This is a genomic window from Lutibacter agarilyticus (assembly GCF_900188235.1).
Classification (GTDB): domain Bacteria; phylum Bacteroidota; class Bacteroidia; order Flavobacteriales; family Flavobacteriaceae; genus Lutibacter; species Lutibacter agarilyticus.
In genome coordinates this window covers 1-21322 of record NZ_FZNT01000014.1, presented here as the reverse complement: position 1 = coordinate 21322, position 21322 = coordinate 1, and the positions used below count along the sequence as shown (strand labels likewise).

Here is a 21322-nt window from a genome sequence, read left to right as displayed (position 1 = left end):
ATAGATTAATGGTTATTTTATTTTATATAAAAAACGCTAATTTTAAAACATTCTAAATTAAACAGAATCATTTTAAAATTAGCGCCATCAAAACTTAAACAAATTATCTTTCTATGGTTAAATAAGTTCCTTTAAAACTCTGATTTAAAACCATTACTTCTATTTTTTTATTAGCTCCTGAAGGAATTACTTCAATACTTGCTTTTCCATTTGACATTCCAATAGATTCGCTACCTGTAGGTGTACCTTGACTTTTCAATAATTCTCCACCACTTAAACATTGAAAATAAACTCTTTTTTCATAATCTAAACAGCGCATTCCTTTTGAATCAACTGCAATAGCTGTTACTAAATAATTACCATTTTCTAATAATTTATACGATAACTCTAAATCTTTAGCCGCTCCATTTTTTTTGAAACGATAATTTACTGCCAATGTATCTGAAACCTGACTACCATTTGTTGGTAAACCAACAGCTACTAGTTTATTTTCACCTTCAGTAAAGTTTACATCCCAAGTTAAACCAGATGCCGGAAACTTAGTAATATCGCGCTCTTTTTCACCTAAAAATTGATCATTATGATAAAAAGCTACCTTATCACAGTTACTATAAACACTTATAGTTCTTGCTAAATCTTTTGGCCCTTGGCGCTCTGTCCAAGTATGAGATTCTATGTACGTAAAAGGAACATCACTCCAATAACTTTTAAATACATAAAAAGCATCTTTTGGATTTCCATTCCGGTCAACCAATCCTTTTTGATTCATATAAGGAATGTCGTTTTCTGGACGTAAAGGTGTTCCAAAATCTTTAAATGCCCATTGAATATTTCCTACAAAAGTTGGATCCGTTTCTGAAATTCGTAAATGCCAGTCGAATAAATCAACAATATAATTTTCGCTCCAATCTCCAATTTGAGCAATATTAGCAACTTTAGTTTGTACAATAGCTTCTTCCCAACCGTCGGCTTTAATTAAACCTTCACCTGTGATAGGATTTTCAGAATGACGCCCTACGTGACTTGACCCACCATATTCTGCATGTAAAAAGTGGTTGTATTCTTTTTTATATTTATCAATTGCTTTTTGGTAACTTTTATAACTTCCTGAATACCAACCAGACCAAATTGAAGGAGAAAAAACATCTACAATATGTGATCCTTCGTAATATTTTCTGATAGCTGTTTTACGTGCTGGGTCTAATTTATGCGAAAGATTATTTAATTCTGTTAAAAAAGTATTGATTTCTGTTCTTTCATCACCGCCTTCAAAATCTGGTAACCAATAAATTTCATTACCTAAAGACCAAATAATAACACTTGGGTGATTGTAATTTTGTGTGATAATTTCACTTAACATGTTTTTAGCATTGGTTTTCCAAGTATCATTTCCAACTCCACCTCTACACCAAGGCAATTCATCCCAAACTAATATTCCCAACTCGTCACAAGCTTTATAAACTTCTGGATCTTGAGGATAATGTGCCAAACGAACAAAATTAGCTCCCATTTCTTTTATCAATTCCATATCAGCACGGTGTTGTTGGTTGCTCATTGCAGCACCTACACCTGCATGTTCTTCGTGCCTATGTGTACCACGTAATAACAAACGTTTTCCGTTTAAATAAAAAGGACCGTTCTTCACAAATTCAAACCAACGAAAACCAACTTTGTCTTCAACTTGATCTTTTACTTCATTATTTTCAACCAAAGAAACACTAACCGTATATAAGTTAGGATTTGTTGTGTCCCATAATTCAGGGTTTACTATTTCATCAAATAAAATAGTAGTTGTAGCTTCAGAAACAGGAACACTTTGAGTTGCTACTTCATTTCCTTTTGGGTTTAGTAAGCTTGCTTTTAAAGTTAAACTTGTTAAATTTTTAACATTATTAAGTATTGTTTTAATACTTAAACTTGCTTTCTCATTTGAAACAGTTGGTGTTGTAATTTGTATATTGCCAATGTGCGTATTTGGTTTAGTTACTAACCATACATCACGTGTAATACCGCCAAAAATAAAGAAATCACTTTTTTGCGAAGGAATAACTTCAGGATCGTATCCATTATCAACACGTACTAAAATTTCATTATTACCCGAGTGAATAAACTTTGTAATGTCAATTTCAAAACCAATATAACCACCAATATGTGCACCAGCCTGTTTGCCATTTACATACACCTGAGTATTAATATTGGCACCTTCAAAATACAAAAAATAATTTTGATTAGGAACAACATTATTAATAGCCAATGTTTTTGCATACCAACTTGCATTTCTGCGATAACCAGGTTCTAAATCTGTAACATCAGTACTATTCCACGAATGTGGTAAACTAATACTTTGCCATTCTTTGGCTTTTGTATTTGGTAATTCTTCTGAATCGTTTTCTAAATACGACCAGTTTTCATTTATATTGGTTTGACTACGTTCGGATGTACCATTATTAGCACAAGAAATAATAGTAGTTAAAATAAATACAAAAGCTAATTTTTGAATTAATTTAAAATAGTTATAAGTTGGAATTGTCATTTTTATATTTTTAAGATCTAATGAAATTTAAAGTGCTTTTTTTCTAAGTAAAGCTTCTAAAAAATAGTAATCAGCATACGAAATTGGTTCATCTATTTCATCATTTTTTGGCCAGTTTCCTGTACTATGATTTAAAATAAAAGGTCCGTTTACAGTAGCGTCTAATAAATATTTTGTTGAATTTAAATTATCAAGTACTTTATTTGCAAAGTCCAAATATACTTTATTTTTAGTGAAGCCATATAGTTCATACAAAGCAGAAGTTACAACAGCTGCCGCTGATGCATCACGTGGTGCTTTTGGAATTGCTGGATCATTAAAATCCCAATATGGTATTCCATCTTCAGGTAAATTCTTATGTTCCATATAAAATTTAGCAGTAGCTTCAGCTTGTTTTAAAAAAGCTGGGTTTTTGGTATAACGATATGCCATTGTATAACCGTAAATACCCCAACCTTGACCACGCGCCCAAGTTGATTCATCATTAAACCCTTGATGTGTTACTTTCATTTTGGCAACACCTGTTATCGTGTCATAAACAACCACATGATAAATACTATTATCTGGTCTGAAATGATTTTTTAGCGTAGTTTCGGCATGTGTTTCTGCAATTTTATGAAAGGTACTATCTCCTGAAATTTTTGTTGCTTCAAACAACAATTCTAAGTTTAGCATATTATCAACAATAACTGGAAACTCCCAAATATCACTATTAAAATCCCAAGACCTTAAAGAACCCACTTTTTCATTAAAACGAGTACTTAACGTTTTGGCACTTTCAACAATAACATCTTTATAAAATTGGTTATCTTCCACTTTTAAACCTTCCCCAAAACTGCAATAAATTTTAAAACCCATATCATGAGTTTTATCATTGTATTTTTGGTTCTCCATTAAAGCGGTCCATTCTACGGCTTTTTCTTTAAATTTTTCATTTCCTGTAAGTTTGAATATTTGCCATAAGCTACCTGGAAAAAAACCACTGGTCCAATCTTTAGATGGTACCTTGTGAATCTCTTCAGGGTTTAAAGACATACTTCTAGGAAAACTTAAAGAGTCTACTTTATAAGCTAATAGCTTTTGATAACGATTTTCTAAAAGGCTATTGTTATCTGCTATTTCAGTATCTTTTTTAAGTTTTTTCTCAGGTTCACAGGCTGTAAAAAGCACTGTAAACCCAAGAATTAAAACTATATAGTTTAATTTGTTCATTAACTATTCTTAAAATTAATAACCCGTATTATTTGGTTGTAAATTAGGATTTCTTTGTAATTCATCAGCTGGAAGTGGTAAATAATAATCACGAGCTGCACTAAAGTTTGGTTGAGGCTCAAGACCTGAAGGTCCAAAAACTTCATCACCCATTTTGCGTCTTTTGATATCAAACCATCTTTTAAATTCAAATGCTAATTCCCATTTACGCTCTTCCAATACCATTGTTCTAAAAGCATCTTTAGAAAGACCGGCAGTAACATCTAAAGGATACATTGACATAGTTCCTGCTTGGTTTCTTGCTCTTGCTCTTACTCTATTTACATAACCATCAGCTTCAGTAGTTCCAGGAGTAACTTCATTTAACGCTTCCGCAGCAATTAACAATACTTCAGCATAACGCATCATTGCATAATTAAAACTTGAACCTCTACCGTTACCGTTAGATGTTAAACCAGGAAAACGTGTATATTTTGCAATATAAGCACTTGCAATATTTCTAGAATCAAAATTTGGGAAGTTGATAAAAGGCTCTACATTACCTTTAAAAATACCAATTGTATCTAAACTTACTGCTTTTCTATAGTCTCTACCATCCCAAGTATTATATACTTCTACAGTTGGTGCAGCAACAGACCATCCGCCACCAATTCCACCAGCTTCATTACCTCTAATTCCTGTTAAGGCAGCTTGGTAATCTTGTCCGTAATTTCCAGCTCTAAAACCGTTAAAATCTAACGTAAATAAAGCTTCGTTAAGTCCGCTTTGTTTATCCGCATTAAATAGATCTTGAAAATCATCCGCTAAAGTTAACCCAAATTTACCTTCATTTGAAATTATATATTTTGCTTCATCATAAGCTTTTTGATATTCACCCATAGTTAAATAAACTGAAGCTAAATATCCGGCAGCAGTAGCTTTTGTAGGTTTTGCAGTAGAAGGCTGTGTGTCTGGCAACCATTGTTTTGCATATTCTAAATCTGAAATAATATTAGCATACACTTCGGTCTCAGGTGTTTTACTAATTTGGGCAGCTTCATCAATATTTGATACAGGAGTATCTAAATAAGGAACCGCACCAAATAAACGCACTAAATTATAGTATGCAAATGCACGTACAAAATAAGCTTCAGCAGTAGCTGCATTTAACTGCGCTTCTGGAGCATTTACATCAGCAGCACCAGCAATAGCTTCGTTAGTAGCAGCAATTATTTGGTATGATCTAGGCCAAAATGCAGTAATCATTCCGTTATCAGCCTGAACTGTAAATTGGTTATGATCAATTCGTCTTGCTGCAGTTCCAACATCAGCAATAGTAACCATATCACTTCTTAACATTATTGGTAAAGATAATTTTCTTCCCCAATACCCTTCTTCAGCCATAGTTCCGATAGCTCCATTTACAGCGGTTTGAACATCAGCAGGAGAGTTGAAAAACCCATCCGGAGATAATAAACCTACCGGTTCTTCTTCTAAATCTGAACATGCTACTCCTAAAAAGGTTAGCATTAAAAATATATATTTGAAATTTTTCATTGTTTTTTAAAATTTAAAGTTTAAACTGAAAGTTACAGATTTAATGTTTGGATAATTACCATACTCAAACCCATTATTAACATTGCTGTTTTGAGCTCCACTACTTTGGTAACTTGCCTCAGGATCAGTTCCTGGATAATCTGTGATAGTCCATAAATTCTGTGCACTTATAGCCAAACGAAGATTTTGAATTCCCATTTTTTCAATTAAGCTAGCATCTAAGTTATACCCTAAAACTAAGTTTTTCAAACGCACATAAGTACCATCATATACAAATCTTGAAGAAATTCTTTTTCCTCTAACGGCTGCCGAAGGAACGTTTGTATTAGTATTTGTTGGTGTCCAAGCATTCAAAGCTTCTGTTGTTGCATTTGAACCTCCTGAAGCTAATTCTAAGAATGTGTAACTAAAAATATCACCTCCAACAGCTCCTTGGAAAAACACCCCTAAATCAAAATCTTTGTAACGGAATGAGTTGTTAAATCCAAATGTCCAATCTTGGTTAGGATCACCAATTATTTTACGGTCATCAGTTGTAATAACTCCATCATCATTAATATCAGTAAATAATTCTTCACCTGGTACATTATTAAAACTTGCAGTTCCTTCTGGAAGTGTTCCTCCTTGGTTTACACCTCTGTATTCATATCCAAAAAACTGACCAACTGCTTCACCTTCTCTTAAAATATGAGTTTCATCTTGTAAAAAGTGACCTGGAGCAGAATCTAAAAAGATATCTTCACCTCCAATTAATTTTTGAACTGTATTTCTATTTCTAGAGAAGTTAAAATCTGTTGTCCAAGTAAAATCTTCTTTCACAAAATTTCTAGTTGTTAATGTAATTTCAAATCCTTTATTATTAATCTCTCCAACATTCTTTAATGCTGTAGAGTTCAAAAACCCAACATATTCAGGTGCTGAAGTATCTCCTAATATTACATCTTTTGTATCAATATTGTAATAATCTAGAGATATCGCAATTCTACTATCAAATAACCCTAAATCAACCCCAATATTACTTTGGTAAGATGACTCCCATTTTAAATCTGGATTTGAAAGTTGGTTTGGTACAACCGCACCTACAGTTTCATCACCTACTACTGCATAAATATCTTCAAAACTAGCTAAAGATTGGTAAGGTGCTATTGATGGGTTTCCTGTAACACCATAACTAAGTCTTAATTTTAAATTAGATACCGTATTGTTATCTCTTAAGAAATCTTCATTTGAAATTTTCCACCCAAAAGCTCCTGAAGGGAAAAATGCGTATTTTTCGTTTTTAGCAAAGTTTGAAGACCCATCCTGACGTGCAGTAAACGTAAACAAGTATTTATCGTTATAATCATAATTTAGACGACCAAAAAATGACATAATTTCAGTTTCAGATAAAGATGATGAAGGAGTTAATGGTACTGCTCCTTGACCAAGATTACGGTAAGAAACACTATTTGTTATAAACCCTTGTGCACCTGCGCCGTTTCTTTCATTTTTAATTTTTTGGTAAGAATACCCTAATAAAGCTGTTAAATTACCCTTTCCTAATTCTCTGTTATATGTTAAGTAATTTTCACTTAAAATATCAGACATCTTCGTATTTTCTATTGTTGCAATACCTCCCTGAGCACCTGCTGTTGTAATTAAAGTTGACGGTTTAAAAGTTCCTCTAGTTCTATTTAAAGTACTAAACCCAAAAGTTGTTTTAAATGATAAACCTTCAATAATTTGATAATCGGCATAAAAATTTGCACGATAGTTATCTGTTACTGTTTCATCAATACTTTCTTTAGCTATAGCGTACGGGTTATCAACATCATCACCTACAGAGTTAAATGTGTAGTTTCCGTTAGCATCAGTAACACCTAAATCTGGAGCAAAACGGTATGCTATAGAAATAACATCACCTGATCCTCTACCACCAGTATTTGCCTGCGTAGAAACGCCATCTTTAGTATTTCTACTTCCTACTGCATTAAATCCTACTTTAAATTTATCTGAAATTTTAGCATTAAGGTTACTTAAAAATGAAAAACGCTCATATCCTGAGTTAATTACAACTCCTTCTTGATTGAAATAATTTCCTGAAACATAATAATCAATATCTTCAGTTCCTCCTGAAAATGCTAACTGTGTATCTGATACAGCACCTCCAGTATAAATTAAATCCTGCCAATCTGTATTTGCTGAACCTTGAACATACGATGGGTTGATTGCTGTTTGATAAGCTGCAAATTGATTTGCATCTAATAAATCTAATTGATTTGATACTGATTGAACAGAATAAGAAGTATTTAATTCTATAGACATTTTACCTGCGCGTCCTTTTTTAGTTGTAACTAAAATTACACCGTTTGCACCTCTTGATCCATAAATAGCAGTTGCAGATGCGTCTTTTAGTACTTCCATAGATTTAATATCTGCTGATTGAGGCATGGTAGCTCCTACAAAACCATCAACAACAACCAACGCTGCACTACTTGCACTAATAGAAGTATTTCCTCTAATTTTAATTGAAATTGGCGCTCCTGGCTCACCACCATTATTAGATTGCACAACAACACCTGCTGCACGCCCCTGCAATGCTTGACCTGCGCTTAAAACAGGAAATGCAGTTAATTCTTCAGCTTTTACTGAAGAAACAGAACCTGTAATATCACTTTTCTTTACAGCACCATAACCTACAACAACAATTTCATCTAATTCATTTGAATCTGCAGCTAAAACAACATCAATAGTTGATTTACTACCTACAGTAATTTCTTGTGGAAAAAACCCCAAGTAACTAAATATTAAAACTGCATCATTACCCGGTACGGTTATTGAATATGATCCATCCATATCCGTTGAACCTCCTATTGAAGTTCCTTTTACTAAAATATTAACTCCTGGAAGACCCATGTTGTCGTCTTGAGAAAGAACTTTCCCAGTCACATTTTTTTCTTGAGCGTAGCCCAATGCACTCATAAATACAAGGAACAGTAATAAATACCCCTTGACTAAATTTGTTTTGTTTGACATATATATTTGGTTTTAAGTTATTTTTTTAAACAAAATAAATAATTAGTAAACTCAACACTATGATTATCGCCATCAGTAATGTTTCAATAAAAATTATTTTTGTTTTGTTTAATTTCATACCCCAAATATAGGAGCGAAGATTAAACTAAAAATTCAAAAAAGGGTATCTAATTATCCAAAATAGACTGTTTTTTCCTTATTTTATGGGGTATTATAATTCTTCCGGGAAATTATTTGAAAATTTACGTTGATATTCGGAAGGTGTTTTCCCATATTTTTTTTGAAAGCACTTGCTGAAGTATTTTGGATTTTTGAATCCTACTTTATAACTAATTTGCGAAATATTAATTTTATTTTGCTCTAACAATTGAATTGCACGTTTCATTCTTATTTCCTGAATAAAATCATTAGGTGTAAAATTAGTCCAAGCTTTAATTTTTGTAAACAACATGGTTCTGCTCACGCCCAATTCGTCACAAAAAAATGGAATATCAAATTGTTCGTTTGAAATATTATCTTCAACAATTTTAAAGGCTTTTTTAAGCAATTGCTCATCTACAGAAGAAACTGTAATTTCACTTGGCGCTAAATTGTTTTCTTTAGAAAACTTACTTTTTAAACGTTTTACAACCTCAAGCATATTTTTAACCTTCAATTTAAATTCTTTTATATTAAAAGGTTTACTTATGTATTCATCTGCACCGCTTTCCAATCCTTCAAATTTATAAATTAATGAAGAACGTGCAGTTAGTAACATTACTGGAATATGGCTGGTTTTTAAATTTTCTTTAATTTTTGAACACATTTCAGTACCAACCATTTCTGGCATAATAACATCACTTATTACAAGATCTGGAATTATTTCTAAAGCTTTCTTTAATCCTACTTTTCCATTTTCAGCTTCAATAACTTTACATTCGTCTTTCAGCAAGTTTTTAATAAATGAACGTAATGGTTTATTGTCTTCAACAATTAAAACTATAGGTTTATCTTCCTTAGCAACTAAATCTTCAATATCATCATTCAAGTCTACAACTTTAGATTCTAACTGTGTAATATATTGAGAAAGATCGTCACTAGTTTTAAAATCTGTTAATATCTCTTCATCTAAAAGATGTTCTCTCCCTAATGGCAAAGCCACTTCAAATGTTGTTCCCTGCTCGTTATTGTTTTTAACCTTAATTGTGCCTTTATGAAGTGTCACAATATTTTTTGCAATTGACAATCCAATACCAGTACCTTTATTATAACCTTCTTTTTGATTGTTATGAATGGCTATTTCAAAAAATCGATCAAATATTTTATCAACATATTCTTCAGAAATACCTACACCATTATCTTCAACTGTAATATAAATATGTGTATCATCTTTATTTACTTTAAATTTTATATTCCCTCCTTTTGAAGTAAATCTAAATGCATTTGAAATTAGATTATAAAAAACCCGTTCTAATTTTGAACGATCATAGTATACTAAAACGGAATCATCAGAAGCTTCAAAAGTATAATTATAGTTACCGTCTTTTGCGTATTCGCTAAATGAAAAATAAATCTCCTTTAAAAATTTTACTATATTTCCTTCTGCAGATTGTAATTTAAATTGATTGTTTTCTAACTTTCTAAAATCCATCAACCTGTTAATTAATTGTAACAAATGATTGGCGCTACTTTCTATAACTAATAACTTTTTATACATTTTATTACTACCCTTATAGTTTAATAATAATTGTTGTAGTGGCCCTAAAATTAAGGTTAACGGTGTTCTAAATTCGTGAGATATATTTGTAAAAAACTGCAGTTTTGCTTGGTTTATTTCTTCATTTCGTTCATTTTCTATATGTTCTAAATCTAATTCAAGCTTTAACTTCGCTTTTGATTTTAAAAAAACAGTTAAACCAAATAATGCCAATGCTATTATAATGGTGTACAATAAAAACGCCCACCAACTTTTCCAAGGAGCAGGTAGTACTACTATTTTTAGCTTAGTAGGTTGGGTATTCCAAACACCATTATTGTTTGCGCCTTTTATTTCAAAAACATAGGTTCCTGCAGTTTGTATGGTATAGGATGCTTCTGTATTAGATGTAGTAATCCACTCGTTTTCTAAGCCTACCAATCGGTATGAATATTCATTATTTGCTGAATTGATAAAATTAGGAATGGCGTAAGTAATGGTGAAATTTGCCATATTGTAATTTAAGGTAATGTTTTTAGTATACTCAATACTTTTAGTAAGAATATCTTTTTTATCACTACCAACTTCAACTGTTTTATTTTGAATTTTAAAGTTTGTTAAAATTACTTGTGGTACGTAACTGTTAGAGACTATATTTTCAGGATCAAAATAAGAAACACCTGCTGGCCCTCCAAAATACAATTGATTATCGTTAAGTTTTAAGCTAGAATTATCATTAAACTCATTACTTACAAGACCGTCTGTTTCTCCATAAATACTAGTTTCACTGGTTTTTGTATTAAATTTAACAATACCATTATTGGTACTTAACCATAGATTTTGATTTGCATCTTCTAATACCGAATGAATTGATGTTATTTCAACGTCTCCATCATTAATAATTTTTCTTTCAAACTTACCTTTCTTTAATACATAAAAACCTTTTGCTTTTGTTCCCACCCAAATAGCGCCTTTGCTATCTTCAAAGAGAGTTAAAATATCATCACCCGATAAGGCTTCGTTATCAAAAAAGAAATGTTGTATTTTAACTTGGTTAGTTGTAGAGTTTGGTGAAGGAATTAAATTCAATCCGCTTTGAGTACCTATCCAAATTTGTTTTTTCGAATCTATTAACAAAGAGCGAACTCTATTATTGGTTAGTGATGAAATTTGGCCTAGTTCATTTTTATAAACTTTTACTAATTTTTTATTGGTATTATACCTTATTAAACCATTGCCAAAAGTACCTATCCAAATTACACTATCAGACTCCTTTTTAAGCACATAAACACCAACATCTTCTAACAAATCTTTCAACTCAGCACTTAACTGTTTGTTTGCCGTTGTTTTATTTTTTAAATTATAAACTATTAATCCTTTATCTACGGTACCAATCCATAAATCCTCTTTATTATTTAATAATAAGGTTTTAATATTATTAGTTGGTAGTTCTTTTACATTGGCAGTATTTAAATAACTTGTAGTGTTGGTTTTATTATTTAAAATAGTTATTCCACCTCCTTCAGTTCCAAAGTAAATATTTTTTTCAGCATCTAAAACCATAGATCCCACAACATTGTAGCTTAAACTATTTTTTTCTGTATTTTTATTTAAATTGGTAAAATTCATATTTGTTTCATCCCAAATATGAACACCTCCAAAATAGGTTCCTACCCAAACTGATCCTTTTTTATCGGTATAAATAGATTTTATTTTACTAATATTTTTATTTTCAATCCAATTTAAAGGTTCTTTTTGATTATTTTTTTCGGGATTCAACACATAAACCCCACTATTGGTCCCAAACCATAAATCTCCTTCTTTATCAATGGCTATTGCTCTAAAATCTTTTTCTAAATTTGAGCCTTGTTTTGACTTAAAAACTGAAATTAGTTTGGTTTGCTTGTTATTAAGTTTAAACAAACCATTGGTTTTTGTTCCAATCCATAAGTTATTTTGCGCATCTTCAATAATCTCTTGCACATATAACTTCTCATCTAAATCTTTTAATAAAGGTGTAAAATGTCTAAAAACAAAATTAGTACCGTCTCTTTTTTCTAATTTACACAAGCCTTTTGAAGTTCCTACCCATATTTCTCCATTTTCTGTTTCAATAATTTTTGAAACAAAATTACTAGGGATGCTTTTGGTATTAGAAGGTTGGTGAAATACATTTTGAAAAACACCTGTAGTTTTGTTAAAAATTGAAATTCCGTTAGAGGTTGCAACCCATATTTCATTTTTAATTTCTTGTATAGACCAAATAGTATTGTTGCTTAAAGAACCTGTAGCATTTGTGTGAAAATATTTTTTGAAGCTATTTTTAACAGGGTTGTACCTATTTAAACCATTGTAAGTTCCTATCCAAATTGTTCCTTCAGAATCTTCTTCAATAGCTAAAATATCACTATTGCTTATAGTAGTACTATCTTTTGGATTGTTTCTGAAAATTTTAAAATGAGTACCATCATATTTGTTTAAACCATCTCTGGTTCCAAACCACATTTGACCTAATTTATCTTGATGAATTACAATTACAGAACTCTGTGACAGCCCATTAGATGTAGATAGGTTTCTAAAACGATAATTTGCAGTTTGAGAAAAACCCTGTAAAAAAATAAGTATTAAAACTAAAAATAAGTTAAAATTACGTTGCATTAATTTTTATTATTTGCTGGGTTTTATATTTTTCTAAAGTATTACATTTTTAATTTTTATCCAACCTTTTTTGTAATTGATAATTATATAATGAAGGTATTTTGTAAAGATTTGAATTTAACAACTCAATATAAGGAGACGGCTCATACTTAATTTGAAAGTTTTTATTACCGTGAACCCCTACTAAATTTGCATAAGGACCGTCAAGCATACCATTTAATAAAACATTAGACGGTAAATCATGATTATTTAAAACTTGTACATTTATATTCCAGAACGTACTGTATGCCCCGTGAGATGGTTTCCAATAACCTGCACCTCCACCAGCAAATAATGGGTAACTATTATCTTTTTTTACTGAAAGGTGTACTGTTACATTATCAAATAAATTTTGGTGGTTTGCTCCTGAATGTTGATCTAAAACGGGCTTTACAAAAACCTCACAATTTTGATACACATTTTTAGTTGAAAATGTATTAAAACTTAATGGGTGAACAGCTTCATTAAATACTTTTAAATTATTTACAAGTACATTATGTACCCCAGCCATCGCTACTGTGTAATGTGCTAAATTACTACCATTTGTTACTATATTTTTAATGGTCACATTTGCTATTTCCTCAGTTAAAACGCCACTATCTGCATTTGTAATTTCAACATCTTTTACCCAACTATTAAATAGTCTTGTCAAACAAATGGCATTAAAACCAGGTTCTACATGATGTGCAACTCTTGGCGCATTTGGAAATGTAATTTTTAAATGTTCTATACCAACTTCTGTTAAATGTTTCCATTCAACTAATCGAGCTTCAAAAGCAGGTTTTATTGAAATGGTTAAGGGTGTTTTTATAGTTATTTTTTTACCTTGAATTTTTAAAATCTCTACTTGTTGAGATACAATAGGTAGTGTTGGAAACATCCAATGGTGCGAACCAACTTTAACATCAGCCTTTTTATATAAATCGTCAATAATTGCTCCTTTTTCACCGCTTTTATTAAACAACTCTAATTGCACTACAGCTCCAACCTTTAAATTTTTTATCTCTGAAACTTCAAAAGTAGTTTCTCCTCGCTCTCCTTTTGTTACTTTAGCCAATACATTTTTAGCAGTATCGTATTTCCCTAAATATGATTTTACACGTTCTCCAGGCACCTGAGTCCAAATGATTCCTCCAGACCATGCATATTGAGAAAAAGGAAGATCAATATTATTTTCTTTCTGACGCTCTCTTTTATCAAATGTCACCAAATACTCTCTTAACTCTGTTAAAGCATCTGGACTATCAAGGTACATCAGAGGTCTTGGGCAATAAATTTCTGTACCACCTGCTCCTGCTCCAGCACCGCGTAACACAAAATTACTTCGCTCTATAAAAAGAATATTGCTCAGAATTAATTTTCCTGTTGGCAATTGAAGTATTATATTTCCAGGCATTTTTTTAGTAGCTTCTAACGCTTTTAACAATGCTTTTGAATCATCTAAACCATCATTTGCAACCACTCCAAAATCTGTTGCTAAAACAATTTTATCAAAACTATATGGAAGTTCAACTTCTCCATTATGATAACCTGCATAGCTAAAGTCAGGTAAATAATGGTTTTCTGTAATTTTTTTATCAGTTAATATTTTAGGTACTTCTTGTGCTGCAACTACAAATATTTGACAAATAAATAAGACATTAAAAAATAACGATCGTTTAGACATTTTTACAGAGTTTAATATTAATGAGTTTTTGTTACTGATAAAATTACTAATTAACTAGGTCTTAAGTATCCTAAGTTAGGTTACCTATTGTACAATTTTATTATAAAATCAATAGGACTGACAAAATAACTTGTTTAAACATGCTTGTTGACTGTTTCCTTTATATTTATTTTTATCCCAGGAGTTCATATCAATTTTACGTTTTAAACTAATTTTAGCTCTTTTTTGATTTAGAGTAACTCTAACAAATATTTCTGCTTCATTATTTATTGCTCGCGAAGCGTTAATACTAATTAGAATAGAAAAATTGTTTTGTGATTTCATAGTTGCCGTCTTTTTAAGTTAAACTTTTTTTAAAACGAAAGTCAACAACTAAAAAAAGGTATGTTTGGGTGCACATTCTTATCTACAGTATTTAATATCAACTTCATTCATGTAATTTTCACCATTGTAATGGCTGTTATTGGTGCAGTAATTAGTTTTTGTTTCTTGTGCTTTGAAAAGGTTGTTTCGAGATAAATCTTAACGATTACTATTCATAATTTAGAATAGTAAAATTAAATTCTAAAGTTCTCTTAAACGCGAATTTCACAACCTCTCAGTTATGGCTTAGAACATTCAGAAATATCAAAATCATTACCAAAAAAGTAAATAGTGATGCAAAAGTTGTGCTTCATTTTTTTTAACAGACAAAAGCCCCTTGAAATGAAACTTTTGAAGTGTGTTTTCTATTTTTTTAGTGCCTTGCACAACGATTACTATTGTTACCAAGCTTTTTTACTCTTGAATTAAATTATTTTTTATCGCTAATATTTCTTTCTGTGACAGTCCAATGTGTTCAAAATATTTGTCAAAAGAGCCATATGTTTCTTCAATATGCTTTTTCGTTCCAAGAATATATTCACTTTGTAATATGTAAAAAGCTTCAATATTTTTTCTATTTTCTTTAAAATCCAAAGTGTCAAAATTATGTCTAGCAATAGAATCAAGTTGATTTATACGCATTTGGCTCTTACGCTGTCTGCATTTGTTTGAAAGTAAATAATCCGTTTCAACTACTGACCAAGGAACATCCAATAAGCTTAGCAACAAAGCTGCTGCTGTACCGGTTCTGTGAACGCCATGTGAGCAATGAAAAAGAACGGGATAATTCGACGAATCTGCAAGTAGTTTAAACAGTTGATAATATGAATCTTTCCCGACCTCAGGTAATAGTTTATGAATGTTATAATTTAATTCGACAGGTACTTTAGAAAAGTTCCCAGTTTGTCTTGCTTTCAAGACTGTTGAAGCTTCGTCATTATCACCTGATATAGGTAAATACACAGACTTTGCATTATTAGGTAGCTTATCTGCTCCTCGTTTTGCTATTTCTTCTTCCGTAAGAAAATTTATCACTGTTTTAATTCCTAATTCTTGAATTACAGCTTTATCCTCTTCAGTTATTTGTGATAAAGTACCTGAGCGATATATTTTTCTCTTCTGAACTGTTTTCCCTTTAGTGGTAAAATAGTTTCCTAAGTCACGAAAGTTGTCTTGTCCTTCAAGTGATATTGTCCTTATAAAATCATCTTGATTGGGACTACTATAACGATTCTTACATCCAATCAAAAAGAAAATAGCTACGGTTATAATAATTATTTTTCTCATGTTATTAATTTTCATTTATTAGACAATCTTTTGTTTTTAATGGATAGTAACGGTTAAAGGGATAAAAAATAGCGTTTTTTTTGAAAACGATATTTTCCGAGTGTTAAATTTAATAATTTTTAGGTTTAGAAACATTATATTTAACTAAATGAAGCTGTTTTTATGTGCATTGTTACCCCATTGTTTTTTTCATTTCATTTTTTTCATTTTTTTTAATCTATAAACTACTGAAAATCTTAATAATACACATTTACATAACTATATGCAATCAATGTAACATCTTGTTTTTCTTTGATTTATGTCTATATTTTACGTCAAATTTAAAAGAATAAATAATGAACAAGAATTATGCAATAGTTGTTTTCATATTAATGTTATCAACTTTTAGTTATTCACAAAACAAAATGAGTAATTTAAATGAATCTGTAGAACCTTACCCTAAAACATTTTCTCACATTGGAATCACTGTTCCAAACATTGAAGAAGCGGTTAAGTTTTATACTGAAGTATTAGGGTTTTATGTTATTATGGAACCAACAATAGTAAAAGAAGAAAATGAAACAGCTATTGGTCAAATGTGTATTGATGTTTTTGGCGAAGGATGGGGAACATTTAAAATCGCCCATCTTTCTACGGGAGATAAGATTGGTTTCGAACTTTTCGAATTTAATGAGAGTAAAGAACAAGAGCCTGTTTTTGAGCCATTTCGCTCAGGTTTATTTCACTTTTCAATACAAGACCCCGATGTTGAAGGACTTGTTAAAAAAATTGTAGATGCTGGAGGTAAACAAAGAATGCCAATTAGAGAGTATTATCTAGGAGAAAAACCGTATCGTATGTGTTACGTTGAAGATCCTTTTGGAACAGTATTCGAAATCTATTCCCACTCCTATGAACATTACAACTTTGTTATATGCTTATGATAATTATGCTTGTCTAGATTAAATTATCCTAGATAAAAGTTTCTTATATCTATTTTATTATTTTTGATTTTACACTTTTTAGAGTACTAATTTAACAAAAAAGAGTTTATAAAATATGATTATTGTTAATTTCAAAAAATTTAGATTTCACTTGAAACCTTATCATATATATTAAGACCCATAATTTTAAATATTATTTCGCAAGATGTGGTTTTTACCATTGTTATAGCTGTTATTGGTGCAGTGGTTAGTTTTTTTGTTTCTTATATTTAAAACGTCTGTTTCATAAAAAAACAATGCTTAGCTATTCCTAGCTAGGCATTGTTTTTTTAACGTGTTTGAATATATTTTGTTGCGTGTTTAAAGCACTAATTTAGCAAATAAAAACCCAATAGGAAATAGGATTTTCGTAAATCTGCTTTTACTAGCAATAAAGTATATGCGGTGTTGTAGCTAGTTTTTATTTCTAATTATTTTCTTAATTCTTTTGTTTATAATTTCAGATAAATTCCAATTGTAAAGTTTTGGATCTGTTGTGCTATAGAAAACAACAATAACTGCATCAATGTCTTTATAATACTTGGCAAAGCTCTGATACCCTGGAACCCAACCAGAATGTTCATATTTGTAAACGGAATCATATATTTCTTTTTCACCTTCTTTAAATAAAGATCCATCATTTAATGCTCTTAGAAATTTTCCTACGTCTTTTGCTGTAGCGTGCATTCCATAATCGTTAGTTTTTAAATCATGAGGGTAACCAATATGATAACCACTCATTACATTATTAACATTTACGTCACTTAAAGATCGGAAAGTATTTTTTAAATTTAAAGGATCCAAAATCTCTTCTTGAATATAAATGAAGTTGTTATAACCTAGTTCATTATCCATAATTTTATTTAATAATAGATAATTTGTATTGCAATATTCGTAATCACTATCAGGTTTAAAATTTGCCGGTTTGTCTAAAATCAATGCTAGGCTTTCTTCATAAGACTCAGTAGGAGCTTCCCAAAATTTTGGAGCATCTGTAAAATTTGGAATTCCACTTCTATGCTGTATCATTAATTTTAAGGTTATTTTGTCAGCGTTTTCAATTCTGCCCACCAGTTCAGGTAAATAATCCTCAATAGTTTTATCTAAATCAAGTCGTCCAGCATATACCAATTTGGTAACAGCAACAGCATCGTATAACTTACTAATACTCGCAATTTTAAATAAAGCTTTTGGTTTGGCGGGTATTTTGGATTCTCTATTATACCAACCAGCTGCATAATATTCTGAAGTCTTTCCTTTTTGGTCTACATAAGCAATTATTCCTTCAAATCCGTGGTTTACTCCTTCATCTAACTGTTCTTGAACTGAATCAGGTAACGGAAGTATCCACGCTTTTACAAGTAACCAGGGCACAAAAAACAAAGAGGTAATAGTTGAAACAAATAATACTATTCTAAGAATTAACTTTTTTTTATTCATAATGATTCTCTTAAATTTAGAAATACATTTTCAAAAGTCTAATTATCTTTTTAAAATACAAATTCCCTTTCTCTGAATTGTTGAATATTCTGGATGAATTGTAATATGTTCAAATTAGCTACAACTTGTTATAACCAATGCGAAATCACTGATAATTATTTACCCAAAACGTATAAACAAATACTTTAGTTTAAAATAGATGATTGTATTGATTGCAATTTTTTGAACTACTAATTTAAATCAAATTTATTATTTTAAGTGTAACTTATATCATTTTGGTTGGGTTTGGTGTTTTGTAGCTGAAAATTCAGTTAGTTGAGGGTAAGTAAAGTGTAATAATGAGATCCAAAATTATCCTTCGAATAACTTCAACTACGCTCCTTTAGCTTTAGATTTATTTTTATCCCAAAAGTTAATGTCAATTTTACGTTTCAAGCTAATATTAGCACGTTTTTGATTAACTGTTACTCTAGCAAATATTTCAGCTACATTATTTTTAGCACGTGAAGCATTTATCCAAATAAGGATAGAAAAGGTTGATGATGTTTTCATAGTTGTCGTCTTTTTCTAAGTTAAACTTTGTTTAAGACGAAAGTCAAATCAACTATGGGTTTTTGGCCTACTGGTCAACAGTGTTGACCGCGATATTTTTTGTTGACCAAATATATGAAATTAAATAGTCTAGTAATCTAAAAATAAAAAATCCTTGTAAAACATAGGATTTACAAGGATTTGGGCTTATTTGATTGTTACTCTAGTGACCCCGGCAGGATTCAAACCTGTTTCAAATACCCTAGTTTTTATAGTATTTAAGAGATGTCAAAGAATTTGAGGTAGTTATTTAACTACCATAAAGGTTAAATTAGTTTTGTAGAAATTGACTTTCTATTAAGGAATAAATATACGGTTTTTGACTGATTAAATGGTGTCAAATCATATTAAATTTTATGATTCCGTTTTAGATAAATAACCTTAAAAATCGTTCTTCTAAAATTTCAATATATGCTAGTTTCATTTTTTTAGATAAGAATGAATTTTGAATCATTTTTATCATTCCGTTTTTATTTTTTTGAAAACGATTAAATACACTAGCTAATTGCTTTTGACTTAACCCCAGACCTTGTCCAAAACTTACAAAATGTTCTTTTGTAAATTTTTTCTTTTTCCCGCATAATGTCAATGCTAATTCTTCTTTGTCTTCAGGATTTGCAATGGCCACATTCAACAAATCATAAGCAGGTGCTAATATCCAACCAGAAGCACTTTCAATCATTGAAAAATTTTTTAAATGCATATCATTATTTCCTGTTAAAAAACTAAATAATGTCAATTCAAAAAAGAATAATTTATCTAATAATGTATTACTTGAAAATTGGCCTAAAGCGTTGCCAACTTTTTCCATAGAACTTTTATATTTATCATAAGCTTCTGTTATTTGAAACATATCAATCATATGTGTTTTTTTCCCATCTTCGGCTCTATCAATTCGTTTTGTGATGTATGATAATTCTCCAGATTTCAATCTGATTAAAGAGGATGGAACAGTCTTGATTTTTAAATATTCAGCCAATCGCATTGTTAAATGTTCATTTTGTGGCATTTCAGGATATTCCAATGAAGGTGGCTTAAAAATATAGTTTCCTCCTAAAGCACCTACAACAGTTAATCTTTGATCTTTTGTTTCCTCATTAAAAGACATCGATAATTTAGGCTGAACTCCTGGCACTGAAACACTGCGCTCCACCACATTTTTGGCTAACTCAGACATTTGGTCAAATGTATATTCCAGTTTTGGAGTTTGCTTTGTTCCAAAAAAAATAAGACTGCACTTTTCGTGATAGTCAGTTTCAGTAGTCAAATTTTGATAACAATATAAACACTTATTCTTCATTTTCTTCCTTTATTGGTTGAATACTCACAGCTCCAATGCAATTTTGACAACACGCTAATAATAATCCCATTCTGTCATTTGGGTTAATTTTCCAATTTTTTGAAGCAATATTTAATAACCAACCTTCAGGAATAAGTCCCTCGAAAAAAGGAAATAATCTATTGCTTTTATAAGGTTCCTTTCTTACAGGTAACGTAAATGTGATAAATTGATTAGGGAAATTCTTTACATATTCACTTGTGTACGTAAATGCATATTCCCCATCATCTGTTTCCACTAATTTTCCAGCAAGGATTGTATCGTAAAATATTTCAGCGCTTCTCATCGGTTAATTATTAGGTTCTTTATTTACTTTTAAACTTACTGGAGCCAATTGGTGTCCAAACATTTTTAGGACCAAATTTACTTTATCCATATTGAGGTTCGTTTTTCCCTGTTCAATTTTTCGGATGACCGTTAAAGCAACACCAGTTCTTTCTGCAAATTCTTCCTGAGTTAAATTCACTTCTTTTCTGCGCTCTTTTACAAATTGTGCTAAATCCTTCATTATATGCTTTTAAGTATAATTTAATGCAAATATACTAAATTATATGTATTTACATATATTCTAAAATAAAATACACTTTTTATATGTTAAAACATATAAAAAAGGAGTATAAGGAATTGTATTATGATACTTTTTGAAGATATTCTGTGACAATTTATAGGTTAATCCAACTGTATTCAGCAAATTCTTCTGAAGTAATAAACTGGTGTTTTTGAAGTTTCCAACAAAACGTTAGCGGCTTTAACTCATATATATTAAAATCTCGCACTTAATAGTCCGCTTTAAAACAAAAAGAGTTGGCTTTCACCAACTCTTTTAAATTATATATAACTATTTCTATTTCCAAAAAACAGCGTATAAAGCAACTAATACTAACATAACTGCAAATGAGCCAATGTTAAACAACGGACTTGTTTTAAATAATTCCTTTGTAATTTCAATTGCTTTTTCATCATCTTTTCCTTTATGCTGAATTAAACTAACAATTATAATTACAAC

Annotated in this window: 14 protein-coding genes; 1 reads left to right on the top strand and 13 read right to left on the bottom strand. The window is 30.6% G+C overall.

The annotated features are described in order from the left end of the window. Positions 1-103 precede the first annotated feature (103 nt). From CHB67_RS16770 to CHB67_RS16735, 8 genes are all read right to left on the bottom strand, one after another. The gene (locus CHB67_RS16770) at positions 104-2533 is read right to left on the bottom strand and encodes a glycoside hydrolase family 2 protein (protein WP_089382964.1); all 2430 of its coding nucleotides are present in this window, start codon (positions 2531-2533) and stop codon (positions 104-106) included. A gap of 27 nt (positions 2534-2560) precedes the next feature. After that, positions 2561-3745 carry a glycoside hydrolase family 88 protein gene (locus CHB67_RS16765; RefSeq protein ID WP_089382963.1) on the bottom strand — a complete coding sequence of 395 codons (1185 nt, stop codon included), beginning with the start codon at positions 3743-3745 and terminating at the stop codon, positions 2561-2563. Positions 3746-3760: 15 nt separating this feature from the next. After that, on the bottom strand, positions 3761-5281 hold the full coding sequence (locus CHB67_RS16760; protein ID WP_089382962.1) for a RagB/SusD family nutrient uptake outer membrane protein: 1521 nt from the start codon (positions 5279-5281) through the stop codon (positions 3761-3763). A 6-nt stretch (positions 5282-5287) separates the two neighbouring features. Then, on the bottom strand, positions 5288-8296 hold the full coding sequence (locus CHB67_RS16755) for a SusC/RagA family TonB-linked outer membrane protein (protein ID WP_089382961.1): 3009 nt from the start codon (positions 8294-8296) through the stop codon (positions 5288-5290). A gap of 211 nt (positions 8297-8507) precedes the next feature. Continuing rightward, entirely contained in the window at positions 8508-12629 is a 4122-nt protein-coding gene (locus CHB67_RS16750; RefSeq protein WP_089382960.1) for a two-component regulator propeller domain-containing protein, read from the bottom strand. A gap of 49 nt (positions 12630-12678) precedes the next feature. Beyond that, the gene (locus tag CHB67_RS16745; protein ID WP_089382959.1) at positions 12679-14334 is read right to left on the bottom strand and encodes a hypothetical protein; all 1656 of its coding nucleotides are present in this window, start codon (positions 14332-14334) and stop codon (positions 12679-12681) included. 108 nt (positions 14335-14442) lie between these two features. Then, positions 14443-14658 carry a hypothetical protein gene (locus tag CHB67_RS17505; protein ID WP_089382958.1) on the bottom strand — a complete coding sequence of 72 codons (216 nt, stop codon included), beginning with the start codon at positions 14656-14658 and terminating at the stop codon, positions 14443-14445. A 453-nt stretch (positions 14659-15111) separates the two neighbouring features. Continuing rightward, positions 15112-15984 (bottom strand): tyrosine-protein phosphatase, encoded by an 873-nt coding sequence (locus tag CHB67_RS16735; RefSeq protein ID WP_176461315.1) that lies wholly within the window; start codon positions 15982-15984, stop codon positions 15112-15114. A 404-nt stretch (positions 15985-16388) separates the two neighbouring features. On the opposite strand from CHB67_RS16735, the gene CHB67_RS16730 reads away from it, so the two are divergent. Further along, positions 16389-16907, top strand: coding sequence for a VOC family protein (locus tag CHB67_RS16730; RefSeq protein ID WP_089382986.1), 519 nt, complete (start codon positions 16389-16391; stop codon positions 16905-16907). A gap of 453 nt (positions 16908-17360) precedes the next feature. Here the strand turns inward: CHB67_RS16730 and CHB67_RS16725 are convergent, their stop codons facing one another. The 5 genes from CHB67_RS16725 to CHB67_RS16705 all read right to left on the bottom strand — a co-directional run bounded on the left by CHB67_RS16725 (position 17361) and on the right by CHB67_RS16705 (position 20824). Then, a complete protein-coding gene (locus CHB67_RS16725) occupies positions 17361-18386 on the bottom strand; it encodes a serine hydrolase domain-containing protein (RefSeq protein ID WP_089382956.1) in 1026 nt (341 codons plus the stop codon). Positions 18387-18758: 372 nt separating this feature from the next. Further along, positions 18759-18938 (bottom strand): hypothetical protein, encoded by a 180-nt coding sequence (locus tag CHB67_RS16720; protein ID WP_089382955.1) that lies wholly within the window; start codon positions 18936-18938, stop codon positions 18759-18761. Positions 18939-19344: 406 nt separating this feature from the next. Further along, a complete protein-coding gene (locus tag CHB67_RS16715) occupies positions 19345-20277 on the bottom strand; it encodes a HipA domain-containing protein (protein ID WP_089382954.1) in 933 nt (310 codons plus the stop codon). Then, a complete protein-coding gene (locus CHB67_RS16710) occupies positions 20267-20602 on the bottom strand; it encodes a HipA N-terminal domain-containing protein (protein WP_089382953.1) in 336 nt (111 codons plus the stop codon). Before CHB67_RS16710 ends, CHB67_RS16715 begins: the two co-directional genes overlap by 11 nt. Before the next feature lie 3 nt (positions 20603-20605). After that, complete coding sequence (locus tag CHB67_RS16705) at positions 20606-20824, bottom strand: type II toxin-antitoxin system Y4mF family antitoxin (RefSeq protein WP_089382952.1); 219 nt, start codon at positions 20822-20824, stop codon at positions 20606-20608. Positions 20825-21322: the final 498 nt, after the last annotated feature.

Coding starts and splice junctions, on each gene's coding strand:
- CHB67_RS16770 (WP_089382964.1), bottom strand. CDS start 2,533: ATGACAATTCCAACTTATAACTATTTTAAATTAATTCAAAAATTAGCT.
- CHB67_RS16765 (WP_089382963.1), bottom strand. CDS start 3,745: ATGAACAAATTAAACTATATAGTTTTAATTCTTGGGTTTACAGTGCTT.
- CHB67_RS16760 (WP_089382962.1), bottom strand. CDS start 5,281: ATGAAAAATTTCAAATATATATTTTTAATGCTAACCTTTTTAGGAGTA.
- CHB67_RS16755 (WP_089382961.1), bottom strand. CDS start 8,296: ATGTCAAACAAAACAAATTTAGTCAAGGGGTATTTATTACTGTTCCTT.
- CHB67_RS16750 (WP_089382960.1), bottom strand. CDS start 12,629: ATGCAACGTAATTTTAACTTATTTTTAGTTTTAATACTTATTTTTTTA.
- CHB67_RS16745 (WP_089382959.1), bottom strand. CDS start 14,334: ATGTCTAAACGATCGTTATTTTTTAATGTCTTATTTATTTGTCAAATA.
- CHB67_RS17505 (WP_089382958.1), bottom strand. CDS start 14,658: ATGAAATCACAAAACAATTTTTCTATTCTAATTAGTATTAACGCTTCG.
- CHB67_RS16735 (WP_176461315.1), bottom strand. CDS start 15,984: ATGAGAAAAATAATTATTATAACCGTAGCTATTTTCTTTTTGATTGGA.
- CHB67_RS16730 (WP_089382986.1), top strand. CDS start 16,389: ATGAGTAATTTAAATGAATCTGTAGAACCTTACCCTAAAACATTTTCT.
- CHB67_RS16725 (WP_089382956.1), bottom strand. CDS start 18,386: ATGAATAAAAAAAAGTTAATTCTTAGAATAGTATTATTTGTTTCAACT.
- CHB67_RS16720 (WP_089382955.1), bottom strand. CDS start 18,938: ATGAAAACATCATCAACCTTTTCTATCCTTATTTGGATAAATGCTTCA.
- CHB67_RS16715 (WP_089382954.1), bottom strand. CDS start 20,277: ATGAAGAATAAGTGTTTATATTGTTATCAAAATTTGACTACTGAAACT.
- CHB67_RS16710 (WP_089382953.1), bottom strand. CDS start 20,602: ATGAGAAGCGCTGAAATATTTTACGATACAATCCTTGCTGGAAAATTA.
- CHB67_RS16705 (WP_089382952.1), bottom strand. CDS start 20,824: ATGAAGGATTTAGCACAATTTGTAAAAGAGCGCAGAAAAGAAGTGAAT.